This window comes from Dellaglioa sp. CoH-56-MRSF-10 (assembly GCF_056782175.1).
In genome coordinates this window covers 283,850-296,806 of record NZ_JBXAYF010000003.1, presented here as the reverse complement: position 1 = coordinate 296,806, position 12,957 = coordinate 283,850, and the positions used below count along the sequence as shown (strand labels likewise).

At 36.9% G+C, this 12,957-nt stretch carries 5 protein-coding genes and 8 tRNA genes; all 13 read left to right on the top strand.

Features of this window, described 5'->3' with window-relative positions; genetic code table 11:
- Window positions 1-77: 77 nt before the first annotated feature.
- A tRNA-Val gene (locus AC1RP4_RS05170) sits at window positions 78-150 on the top strand.
- A 3-nt stretch (window positions 151-153) separates the two neighbouring features.
- A tRNA-Lys gene (locus tag AC1RP4_RS05165) sits at window positions 154-226 on the top strand.
- Between the two features lie 18 nt (window positions 227-244).
- Window positions 245-326, top strand: a tRNA-Leu gene (locus AC1RP4_RS05160).
- Window positions 327-340: 14 nt separating this feature from the next.
- Window positions 341-416, top strand: a tRNA-Thr gene (locus AC1RP4_RS05155).
- A gap of 15 nt (window positions 417-431) precedes the next feature.
- Window positions 432-503: transfer RNA gene (locus AC1RP4_RS05150), tRNA-Gly, on the top strand.
- Between the two features lie 11 nt (window positions 504-514).
- Window positions 515-603: transfer RNA gene (locus AC1RP4_RS05145), tRNA-Leu, on the top strand.
- Window positions 604-631: 28 nt separating this feature from the next.
- Window positions 632-705: transfer RNA gene (locus tag AC1RP4_RS05140), tRNA-Arg, on the top strand.
- 12 nt (window positions 706-717) lie between these two features.
- A tRNA-Pro gene (locus tag AC1RP4_RS05135) sits at window positions 718-791 on the top strand.
- A gap of 129 nt (window positions 792-920) precedes the next feature.
- Entirely contained in the window at window positions 921-1,388 is a 468-nt protein-coding gene (locus tag AC1RP4_RS05130; RefSeq protein ID WP_481761623.1) for a CtsR family transcriptional regulator, read from the top strand.
- A 14-nt stretch (window positions 1,389-1,402) separates the two neighbouring features.
- Entirely contained in the window at window positions 1,403-3,880 is a 2,478-nt protein-coding gene (locus tag AC1RP4_RS05125) for an ATP-dependent Clp protease ATP-binding subunit (protein WP_481761622.1), read from the top strand.
- Between the two features lie 65 nt (window positions 3,881-3,945).
- Window positions 3,946-5,292, top strand: coding sequence for a glutathione-disulfide reductase (gene gorA / locus AC1RP4_RS05120; protein ID WP_481761621.1), 1,347 nt, complete (start codon window positions 3,946-3,948; stop codon window positions 5,290-5,292).
- A 264-nt stretch (window positions 5,293-5,556) separates the two neighbouring features.
- A complete protein-coding gene (gene rpoB, locus AC1RP4_RS05115; protein WP_481761620.1) occupies window positions 5,557-9,147 on the top strand; it encodes a DNA-directed RNA polymerase subunit beta in 3,591 nt (1,196 codons plus the stop codon).
- A 96-nt stretch (window positions 9,148-9,243) separates the two neighbouring features.
- The gene (gene rpoC, locus AC1RP4_RS05110) at window positions 9,244-12,897 is read left to right on the top strand and encodes a DNA-directed RNA polymerase subunit beta' (RefSeq protein WP_481761619.1); all 3,654 of its coding nucleotides are present in this window, start codon (window positions 9,244-9,246) and stop codon (window positions 12,895-12,897) included.
- Window positions 12,898-12,957 lie beyond the last annotated feature (60 nt).

Below are 12,957 nucleotides of genomic sequence, written 5' to 3'. Positions count from 1 at the left end.
TAAGCTTCTTAGCGCCAAGAGTAGTTGGGGGTCGCCCCCTGCGAGGGTAGGACGTTGCCATGCTTTTTTTATTATTTGGAGGTTTAGCTCAGTTGGGAGAGCGTCTGCCTTACAAGCAGAGGGTCACAGGTTCAAGCCCTGTAACCTCCATTTGAGCCGTTAGCTCAGTTGGTAGAGCATCTGACTTTTAATCAGAGGGTCGACAGTTCGAGCCTGTCACGGCTCATTTTCAATTCCACATTCTGCGGGTGTGGCGGAATTGGCAGACGCACTAGATTTAGGATCTAGCGTCGTAAGACGTGGGGGTTCAAGTCCCTTCACCCGCATCATTTTCAGTTATGCCGACTTAGCTCAGTTGGTAGAGCACCTGATTTGTAATCAGGGGGTCGGGCGTTCGAATCGTCTAGTCGGCACCATTTTTTAATTTTTTTGCGGAAGTAGCTCAGTGGTAGAGCATCACCTTGCCAAGGTGGGGGTCGCGGGTTCGAATCCCGTCTTCCGCTTTTCAATAAATGCCGGGGTGGCGGAACTGGCAGACGCACAGGACTTAAAATCCTGCGGTGAGTGATCACCGTACCGGTTCGATTCCGGTCCTCGGCACCATTTATTGTTTTAATTTTATATTTTTAATGCACCCATAGCGCAACTGGATAGAGTGTCTGACTACGAATCAGAAGGTTGTAGGTTCGACTCCTACTGGGTGCATTTTTTTGTGTTCGGGAAATAGCTCAGCTTGGTAGAGCACCTGGTTTGGGACCAGGGGGTCGCAGGTTCGAATCCTGTTTTCCCGATTAATTGAAAAAGGAATTTAAACTTTATGTTTAAATTCCTTTTTTTGTTTAGGACAAATAACTTTCAATTTTAATTTATATTTCGTATAATGAAAGTCAACATTAGTCAAACTATTTGAGGTGATGAATATGCAGGGTCAGAATATTTCTGATGTGATTGAGAAGTATTTTAAGAAAATTCTTTTAGACGAAAAAGAAATAGTCATTAAACGTTCTGAAGTTGCTGAATTATTTAATTGTGTACCATCGCAAATAAATTATGTTATTAACACGCGATTTACTATTCAAAATGGATATGTAGTAGAGAGTAAACGTGGTGGCGGTGGATATATTAGGATAGAAAAGGTAAATCTTTTTGTAGATCAAGAATTTATTCAAACAATAGAAAATTTAATTGGTACAAACGTATCCCAACAAGAAGGTTACGATATTATTCAAAGTTTATATGATGAGAAGACATTGACAAAAAAAGAATCAAATTTAGTTTTAGCTATAATAAAGAAAGATGTTTTTCTTGGTATGGATACAGAATCAGAAAATATGATACGCGCTAAAATGTTGATTAATTTAATTAATCGCTTACGATATGAAGAGTAGAAAGAGGTAATAATATGGATAATTTATTTACGCCGAGTGCAAAAGAAGTTCTTATTCGAGCACAGGAAGCTGCTAAACACTATCGTCAACAAGCCGTTGGTACTGAACATTTACTTTTGGCTTTGTCTGAAGTACAAAATGGTATTGCAGATAAAGTATTGAAACAATTTAATGTTGATCCAGAAGATATAATGGAAGAAATCGAAAGATTCACTGGTTATGGATCATTGAGATTAAATAAAAATGATAATTATTTACCTTACTCACCAAAAGCAAAAATGATTTTATCAATTGCTAACGATGAAGCTAAAAATTTAAATGCAAGTAAGGTGGGTACAGAGCATCTTTTACTAGCGCTAACAAGTAATAATGAAATATTATCATCAAGAATTATGGGCGGATTAAGTGCTGATGTTAAGCAGGTACGTAAAATGATTTTCCGTCAACTTGGTGTCAGTGAAGTTCAGATGAGACAAAAGAATCGTGGTAAACAAACTCCAGAAGAGGGAACACCTACATTAGATGAATTAGCACGTGATTTGACTAAAATGGCTCGTGATAAGCAGATTGACCCTGTAATTGGTCGAGATTCTGAAGTGAAAAGATTAACTCAAGTATTGAGTCGTCGAACTAAGAATAATCCAGTGTTAATTGGTGAACCTGGTGTTGGTAAGACTGCAATCGCTGAGGGGTTTGCTCAACGATTAGTTGACGGAAACGTTCCTGAAGACATGATTGGAAAACGATTAATGATGCTTGATATGGGATCATTAGTTGCGGGAACAAAATATCGTGGTGAATTTGAAGATCGGTTAAAGAAAATATTGAAAGAAGTATACACGACTAAAGATGTTATTTTATTTATTGATGAATTACACACGTTAATTGGTGCAGGGGGTGCAGAAGGTGCAATAGATGCATCTAATATATTAAAACCTGCATTGGCTCGTGGTGAAGTTCAAGTTATTGGTGCAACGACATTAGATGAGTATCAAAAATACATTGAATCTGATGCTGCTTTGGAACGACGTTTTGCGACAATCACAATCAAAGAACCAACAGAAGCACAGACTGTTGATATTTTAAAGGGACTCCGACCTAAATATGAGGCACATCATCGCGTGCAAATTACCGATGATGCAATTGAAGCAGCAGTAGAAATGGGTAATCGATATATTACTGATCGATTCCTACCTGATAAGGCGATTGATTTAATGGATGAAGCCGCTGCTCAGGTTCGTATTGAGCGCCCAAGGACTAAATCAAAATTAAGTAAAAAACAAGATCAACTTGACGAATTGCGTCAACAAAAAGATGATGCAGTTAGTCAGCAAGATTTTGAATTAGCTGCGGGTATTCGTACAAAAGAAATGCGTGTTAAAAAGCAGGTTGAAGATTTAGAAGCCGAAAAAAATGCTGCCGTTAAGTCTAGTGCAGAACATTATGATATAAAGGTAACTAGCGAAGAAATTGCAGGAATTGTTTCTGATTGGACAGGTGTTCCAGTACAACAATTGAATAAAAGTGAAAGTGATCGCTTAATTCATCTTGAAGACATTTTGCATAAACGTGTTATTGGTCAAAATGAGGCAGTTAGCTCAATTGCAAAGGCTATTCGACGTGCTAGAAGCGGATTGAAAAATCCAGCAAGACCAATTGGTTCATTCATGTTCCTTGGGCCAACGGGTGTTGGTAAAACTGAATTAGCTAAGGCACTTGCTGAAGCTATGTTTGGCTCTGAAGAAGCAATGATTCGAGTGGATATGTCGGAATATATGGAAAAATATAGTACAAGTCGCTTGATTGGATCGCCACCAGGTTACGTTGGATATGATGAAGGTGGACAATTGACTGAAAAAGTTCGTCAGACACCATATTCTGTTGTTCTCTTGGATGAAGTTGAAAAAGCGCATCCTGATGTTTTTAATATTTTACTTCAAGTGTTAGATGATGGATACTTAACAGATTCTAAAGGACGTCGTATTGATTTTAGAAATACAATTATCATTATGACATCTAACTTAGGTGCAACTGCCGTTCGTGATGAGAAGTTTGTTGGATTTGGTGTAGAATCTGAAAAAGATGAATATAAGGCAATGTCTGGAAAAATTCGCGCGGCTCTTAAAAAAGCCTTTCGTCCAGAATTTTTAAACCGAATTGATGAATCAATTATATTCCATTCATTAACTAAAGTTGAATTACATGAGATTGTGAAATTGATGACTAAAGAAGTTATTGATAGGTTGAAGGAACAAGATATTAAGGTTAAAATATCACCTGCAGCAATTGATGTGATTGCTAAGGCAGGGTTTGATCCAGAATATGGTGCTAGACCCATTCGTCGTGCATTACAAACAGAAGTTGAGGACCGTCTAAGTGATATTCTTCTTTCTGGTCAAATAAAAGATAATGATAATATTACAATTGGTGCTGTAAAAGGTGTTATCAAAGTAACGATTAAAGAATCAAAAACTAAAGTAGCAGTGAAGTAAACTTAAAAAGGTGTAACTATTCATGTAGTTGCACCTTTTTTATCACTAGAAAAGGAGTGTTATCTATGGAAAAAATAGATCTTATTGTAATTGGTGGAGGCTCTGCTGGAATTGCAGCAGCAAATCGAGCTGGTTCTTTTGGAAAAAAAGTAATTTTAATAGAAGGAAATGAAATTGGTGGAACTTGTGTCAACGTTGGATGTGTACCTAAAAAGATTATGTGGTCTGCAGCAGCGTTAGCACAAGATTTTGATTTAGCTACTGATTATGGGTTTACTAAACAACAGCCGCAACTTGATTTTGAAAAATTAGTTGCTAACCGTTCTGCATATATTGAACGATTACATGGCGCATATTTCAGAAATTTAGATAAAAATCAGGTACAAGTCATTAAAGGCTATGCAAAATTTATTGATAATCAAACAGTTGAAGTTAATGGCTCAAAATATGTCTCAGAGCACATACTAATTGCAACTGGTGGAACACCCAATATACCCGACATTCCTGGCGCAACGTATGGGATTGAATCTAATCAATTCTTTGATGATTTGAAAGAATTACCTGCTAAAGTTGCGGTTATCGGAAACGGTTATATTGGTACTGAACTTGCTGGAACGTTGAATGCACTAGGGTCAAAAGTTCACATGTATGCAAAATACGACACGTTGTTACCTAATTTTGATGAATTAATTTCAACAAATGTAACAGAAACGTATATAGAAAATGGAATTGATATTAGTTTTAACTCAAAGGTGACAGAGTTGAAACGGCGAAGTGATGGTAAATATGAAGTTATTACCAATGATGACTCATTGGTCGTAGATTGTGTTATTTGGGCGGTTGGCCGCCGACCAGTTACCGATAAAATGAATATTTCTGCCACAAATATTAAATTAAATGATAATGGTACTATTGTGGTCGACGAGTATCAAAATACATCAGTTGCTGGTATTTATGCGACTGGGGATGTTATTGGTAAACTTGACTTAACACCTGTTGCAATTGCAGCTAGCCGAAGATTAATGGAGCGTGTGTTTAATAATAAACCTACGGAACATTTAGATTATAAATTGGTACCCACAGTGGTATTCTCACATCCAGTTGCTGGAACGATTGGTTTAACTGAAGCTGAAGCAACTTTAGAATATGGTCAAGAAAATCTAAAAATTTATCGATCATCATTTACACCAATGCGTTATAGTTTAGGTGATAGTAAGGTGAAGGAAAACCTGAAGTTAATTACGGTTGGTAAAGATGAACGAATTGTTGGATTACATGGTGTTGGAGAAGGCATGGACGAAATGCTACAAGGATTTGCAGTAGCAATTAAAATGGGCGCAACTAAAAAAGATTTCGATGATACAGTTGCTATTCACCCAACGAGTGCTGAAGAATTTGTGACGATGACTTAATGAGCACGAACTGTTGACATCCGATTCAATAGCGTATATGATAATTAAATGTATAATACTGTGAATTTTTATAGCTGATTACGATCTATTGTCCGTAAGAAGCCTTATAGAGAGACAAAAATGGTGATTATTTAAAAATAAATAAACTGTTTTTGTTTTTTCTTTTGCCAAAAAAACCGATTTTTTCGTCTAGTATGCAATTTGTAATCAAACTGTAATATAAAATCATCGGACTTTGGCAGGTTTACAGAATAAATTTGAGAGGTGACTAATTTGGCTGGACATTTAGTAAACTACGGTAAACACAGTACACGTAGAAGTTACGCACGTATCAAAGAAGTTTTAGATTTACCTAATTTAATCGAAATTCAAAGTGACTCTTACCAATGGTTCTTGGATGAAGGTCTTCGTGAAATGTTTGAAGACATCATGCCAATTGACGATTTTGCTGGTAACTTATCATTAGAATTTGTTGATTACCAATTATTAGAACCTAAATACACTGTAGATGAAGCACGCGCACATGATGCGAACTATTCGGCTCCATTACATGTTACATTACGTTTAACTAACCATGAAACTGGCGAAATTAAATCTCAAGATGTTTTCTTTGGTGATTTCCCATTAATGACAGAACAAGGAACATTTATCATTAATGGTGCTGAACGAGTTATTGTTTCTCAATTAGTTCGTTCACCAGGGGTTTACTACAATGGTTCATTAGATAAAAATGGCCGTGAAACATATGGCACAACTGTTATTCCTAACCGTGGTGCATGGTTAGAATATGAATCAGATGCTAAAAATATTTCATATGTACGTATTGATCGTACACGTAAAATTCCATTAACTGAATTGGTCCGCGCTTTAGGATTTGGTTCTGATGATGAAATTATTGAAATGTTGGGTAACAATGATAGCTTAATGCTAACACTTGAAAAAGATGTTCATAAAAATACGGATGATTCACGTGTTGAAGAATCTTTAAAAGATGTTTATGAACGTCTACGTCCCGGCGAACCTAAAACAGCTGATAGCTCACGTAGTTTATTGACAGCTCGTTTCTTTGATCCAAAACGTTACGACTTAGCTCCAGTTGGTCGTTACAAAATTAATAAAAAATTAAGCTTGAAAACACGTTTATTGAACCAAACATTAGCTGAAACATTGGCTGATCCAGATACTGGTGAAGTACTTGCACAAAAAGATACCGTAATTGATAAACAAGTTATGGAAACTTTAGCACCATATCTTGATCGTCAAGATTTCAAGACGGTCACATACCACCCATCAGAAGATGGTGTTGTTACTGAACCTATGGTACTTCAAATCGTTAAGGTTTATTCTCAAGTAGACCCAGAACGTGAGATGCCAATGATTGGTAATGGCAATATTGACTTACAATACAAACATATTGTACCTGCTGATATTATTGCTTCAATGAACTATTTCTTTAATTTAAAAGAAAATATTGGTTCTGTGGATGATATTGATCATTTAGGTAACCGTCGTATTCGTTCAGTTGGTGAATTACTACAAAATCAATTTAGAATTGGTTTATCACGTATGGAACGTGTTGTACGTGAACGTATGTCAATTCAAGATACAACAACTGTTACACCACAACAATTGATTAACATTCGTCCTGTTGTGGCTTCTATTAAAGAATTCTTTGGTTCATCTCAATTATCACAATTCATGGATCAAACTAATCCACTTGGTGAATTGACACATAAACGTCGTCTTTCTGCCTTAGGACCTGGTGGTTTGACTCGTGATCGTGCTGGATATGAAGTTCGTGATGTTCATTACACGCATTACGGTCGTATGTGTCCAATTGAAACGCCTGAAGGACCTAACATTGGTTTGATTAATAGTTTATCAAGTTATGCACGTGTTAACCGATATGGTTTTATTGAAACACCTTATCGTCGTGTGAGCTGGGAATCACATCAAGTAACTGATAAAATCGATTACTTGACTGCTGATGAAGAAGATAACTATGTTATTGCACAGGCTAACTCACCATTAAATGAAGATGATTCATTTGTAAATGAACTCGTTATGGCTCGTAATCGTTCAGAAAATATCGAAATCGGTATTGATAAAGTCGATTACATGGATGTTTCACCTAAACAAGTTGTGGCTGTTGCTACAGCATGTATTCCTTTCTTGGAAAATGATGATTCTAACCGTGCCTTGATGGGTGCCAATATGCAACGTCAAGCTGTTCCTTTAATCAATCCTCATTCACCACTTGTTGGTACAGGTATTGAATATAAGGCAGCTCATGATTCTGGTGTCGCTTTAATTAACAAAAACGAAGGTACTGTTGAATACGTTGATGCACGTGAAATTCGTGTTCGTCGTGAAGATGGCGCTTTAGATAAATACAAATTAATGAAATTCCATCGTTCAAATGGTGGTAAAAACTACAATCAACGTCCAATTGTTCGTGTAAACGATCATGTTGATGCTGATGAAATTTTAGCTGATGGTCCTTCAATGGAAAATGGGGAATTAGCTTTAGGCCAAAACCCATTAGTTGCCTTTATGACTTGGAATGGTTATAACTTTGAAGATGCTGTTATCATTAACGAACGTCTTGTTCGTGATGATGTCTACACATCAATTCATATTGAAGAATTTGAATCAGAAGCACGTGATACAAAATTAGGACCTGAAGAAATTACTCGTGAAATTCCTAATGTTGGTGAAGATTCATTAAAAGATCTTGATGAATTTGGTATCGTCCGTATTGGTGCTGAAGTTAATGATGGTGATATCTTAGTTGGTAAAGTAACACCTAAAGGGGTTACTGAATTATCTGCTGAAGAACGTTTATTACATGCTATCTTTGGAGAAAAGGCTCGTGAAGTACGCGATACTTCATTGAAAGTTCCTCATGGTGGTGGCGGTATTGTTCAAGATGTTAAAATCTTTACTCGTGAAGCAGGGGATGAATTAAGTCCTGGTGTTAATATGATGGTTCGTATCTACATTGCACAAAAACGTAAGTTACGTGTGGGTGATAAGATGGCTGGACGTCATGGTAACAAAGGGGTTGTTTCAATCGTTGTCCCTTCTGAAGATATGCCTTACATGCCAGATGGTACACCAGTTGATATTCTTTTGAATCCCATGGGTGTTCCTTCTCGTATGAATATTGGACAAGTTTTAGATCTTCATTTAGGTATGGCTGCTCGTAAATTAGGTATCCATGTTGCAACACCAGTTTTTGATGGTGCTCGCGATTCAGATATCTGGAATGTCTTTAAAGAAGCTGGAATTTCAGATGATGGTAAGACAATCTTATATGATGGACGTACAGGTGATGCATTTGATAACCGTGTTTCTGTAGGTGTTATGTACTATATGAAACTTGCTCACATGGTTGATGATAAAATCCATGCTCGTTCAATAGGACCATACTCATTAGTAACGCAACAACCATTAGGTGGTAAAGCACAATTTGGTGGACAACGTTTTGGTGAAATGGAAGTTTGGGCACTTGAGGCTTATGGTGCTGCTTACACGTTACAAGAAATTTTAACGTATAAATCTGATGATGTTGTGGGTCGTGTGAAAACATACGAAGCAATTGTCAAAGGCGAACCAATTCCTAAACCAGGTGTTCCTGAATCATTCCGTGTTCTTGTTAAAGAATTACAGTCATTAGGATTAGATATGAAAGTACTTGATGCTAAAAAGACTGAAATTGAATTACGTGACATGGATGATGACGATGATGATATCGTTAATGTGGATGCGTTAAGCAAATTAGCTAATGAACAAAAAGAGAAAAAAGCTAAAGAAGAAGCCGAAAAAATGGCTGCTGAAATGAACAAAGAATAATTTTGGCTTAGTTACTGAACTCAAATTTGTGTGGATGAAGCTAATGCTTAGTTTGAGAAATCCAACACACTATAAAACTAAAGGGAGGTCGGTCCTTTGATCGATGTCAATAAATTTGATAGCATGCAAATTGGCTTAGCATCTTCTGATAAGATTAGAAGCTGGTCATATGGTGAAGTTAAAAAGCCCGAAACAATCAATTATCGTACATTAAAACCTGAAAAAGACGGACTATTCGATGAACGTATTTTTGGACCAACAAAAGATTGGGAATGTGCCTGTGGTAAATACAAACGTATTCGCTATAAAGGTATCGTCTGTGATCGTTGTGGTGTTGAAGTTACTCGTTCTAAAGTACGTCGCGAACGTATGGGTCATATTGAATTAGCTGCACCAGTTACACATATCTGGTACTTTAAAGGAATTCCAAGTCGTATGGGTCTTGTCTTAGACATGAGTCCTCGTGCTTTGGAAGAAGTTATCTACTTTGCTTCTTACGTTGTTACTGAACCTGGTAACACACCTCTTGAAAAGAAACAGTTATTAACAGAACGTGAATATCGTGAAAAACGTGAAGAATACGGGACTGAATTCGAAGCTGGAATGGGTGCTGACGCTATTCGTCATTTATTACGTGATGTTAATCTTGCTGGTGAATCTGAAGAATTAAAAGAAGAATTGAAAGATGCTACTGGCCAAAAGAGAACACGTGCTGTTCGTCGTTTGGACATTTTAGAAGCATTCTTACTTTCTGAAAATGAACCTGCATGGATGGTTATGGATGCTGTTCCTATTATTCCACCTGACTTACGTCCAATGGTTCAATTAGAAGGTGGCCGTTTTGCCACTTCTGATTTGAATGATTTATACAGACGGGTTATTAACCGAAATAACCGACTAAAACGTTTATTAGATTTGAACGCTCCTGGTATTATTGTTCAAAATGAAAAACGTATGTTACAAGAAGCTGTTGATGCATTGATTGATAATGGTCGTCGTGGCCGTCCAGTTACTGGACCTGGTAACCGACCATTGAAATCTCTTTCACATATGTTGAAAGGTAAACAAGGACGTTTCCGTCAAAATTTACTTGGAAAACGTGTTGATTATTCAGGCCGTTCAGTTATTGCTGTTGGACCAACGTTACAAATGAATCAATGTGGTATTCCTCGTGAAATGGCTTTGGAATTATTCAAACCATTTATGATGAAAGAACTTGTTAAACGTGAAATGGCTTCAAATATTAAAAATGCTAAACGTAAACTTGATCGTCGCGATGAAGATATCTGGGATGTTTTAGAAGAAGTTATTGTTGAACATCCAGTTCTCCTTAACCGCGCACCAACACTTCATCGTCTTGGTATTCAAGCTTTCGAACCAATTTTAGTTGATGGTAAAGCAATTCGTCTTCATCCCTTAGCTTGTGAAGCTTACAATGCTGATTTTGATGGAGATCAAATGGCTATCCATGTACCTTTATCTGATGAAGCACAAGCAGAAGCTCGTTTGCTTATGTTAGCTGCTCATCATATCTTGGCACCTAAAGATGGTAAACCAGTTGTAACACCTTCTCAAGATATGGTTTTAGGTAACTACTACCTTACAATGGAAGAAGCTGGCCGCGAAGGCGAAGGTATGATCTTTAAAGATGCTAACGAAGCTGTAATGGCTTACCGTAATGGTTACGTTCATTTGCACACTCGTATTGGATTACAAACAGCAACATTAGCTGCTGAAGGTAAACCATTTACAGATTGGCAAAAAGAACGCATTATGATAACAACTGTTGGTAAAGCAATCTTTAATGAAATTTTACCTAATGAATTTGCCTACATTAATGAACCTAAGAATGATAACTTAATTAATAAAACAGCCGACAAATATTTTGTTGAACCTGGTCAAAATATTGGTGATGTTATTAAAGCACAAGAAATTATTTTACCTTTCAAAAAAGGATTCTTGAGTGATATCATTTCTGAAGTTTATAAACGATTTAAAGTAACTGAAACGTCTAAGATGTTAGATCGTCTTAAAAACTTAGGTTATGATCAATCAACACATGCTGGTATTACAGTTGGTATTTCTGATGTAACTGACTTAAAGGAAAAACCTGCAATTATTGAAGAAGCTCATAAACAAGTTGCTTTAGTTGCAAAACAATTCCGTCGAGGTTTGATTACAGAAGATGAACGTTATGAACGTGTTATTGCTATCTGGACACAAGCAAAAGATGATATTCAACAAAAACTAATGGAAGCATTGGGCACACAAAATCCTATTCAAATGATGAGTGATTCTGGAGCCCGTGGTAATATTTCTAACTTTACTCAATTAGCTGGTATGCGTGGTTTGATGGCAGCTCCTAATGGTAAAACAATGGAATTACCTATTATTTCTAACTTCCGTGAAGGTTTGTCAGTGTTGGAAATGTTTATTTCAACTCATGGGGCTCGTAAAGGTATGACTGATACGGCCTTGAAGACTGCCGATTCTGGATACTTGACTCGTCGACTTGTTGATGTTGCTCAAGATGTTATTATTCGTGAGAAAGATTGTTTCACTGATCGTGGCTTAGATGTATCAGCTATTAAAGAAGGAAATGAAATGATCGAACCATTGTATGACCGTATCTTAGGTCGTTATGCAATGAAGACCGTTAAAAATCCTGAAACTGGTGAAGTTATTGTCGCTTCAAACGAAATGATCGAAGAAAGCAAAGCGCAAGCAATTATCGCTGCTGGAATCGAACAAGTAACTATCCGCTCAGCATTTACATGTAACACTAAGCATGGGGTTTGTGAACATTGTTATGGTCGTAATATGGCTACTGGTGATCAGGTTGAAGTTGGTGAAGCAGTTGGTACTGTTGCTGCTCAATCAATCGGTGAACCCGGAACTCAATTAACAATGCGTACTTTCCATACTGGTGGGGTTGCTGGAGATGATATTACACAAGGGTTACCTCGTGTTCAAGAAATCTTCGAAGCACGTAATCCTAAAGGTCGTGCTGAAATTACAGAAGTAACAGGTATGATTGAAGCAATTGAAGAAAATCCTGCTGAACGTACTAAAGAAGTAACAGTTAAAGGTGAAACTGATACACGAACATATAGTTTACCTTATACTGCTGTTCTTAAAGTTGCCGAAGGTGATAAAATTCATCGTGGTGAAGCACTAACAGTTGGTTCAATTGATCCTAAACAATTAATTCAAGTTCGTGATGTTCTTTCTACGGAGAATTATATTCTTCGTGAAGTTCAAAAAGTATATCGTATGCAAGGGGTAGAAATCTCTGATAAGCATGTGGAGGTTATGTCTCGTCAAATGTTACGTAAGGTTCGCGTTATGGATCCCGGTGACACAAATGTATTACCAGGTACTTTAATGGATATCATGGATCTTAAAGAAGATAACTATAAGACATTGATCAAAGGTGGCATTCCAGCTACTTCACGTCCTGTCTTACTTGGTATCACTAAAGCATCTCTAGAAACAAACAGTTTCTTATCAGCTGCATCATTCCAAGAAACAACTCGTGTTCTTACGGATGCTGCTATTCGCGGTAAGAATGATCCATTAATTGGTCTGAAAGAAAATGTTATTATTGGTAAGATTATTCCTGCCGGTACTGGTATGCCAGATTACCGTCAAATTAAACCAAAAGAAACAGGTTCAATTTCAGCTAATGTTTATTCAATCTCAGATATTGAGAAACGAATGAAAGAAGAAGAAGCTAGCGTGAACGATTAACGTCATAGCTAAAAAAGAACAATTCTTATTAATTTAAGAGTTGTTCTTTTTTTTGTGCTT

What these genes read in the sequence shown, in the direction of transcription:
- AC1RP4_RS05130 (WP_481761623.1), top strand. Translation starts at nt 921, where the DNA reads ATGCAGGGTCAGAATATTTCTGATGTGATTGAGAAGTATTTTAAGAAA.
- AC1RP4_RS05125 (WP_481761622.1), top strand. Translation starts at nt 1,403, where the DNA reads ATGGATAATTTATTTACGCCGAGTGCAAAAGAAGTTCTTATTCGAGCA.
- gorA (WP_481761621.1), top strand. Translation starts at nt 3,946, where the DNA reads ATGGAAAAAATAGATCTTATTGTAATTGGTGGAGGCTCTGCTGGAATT.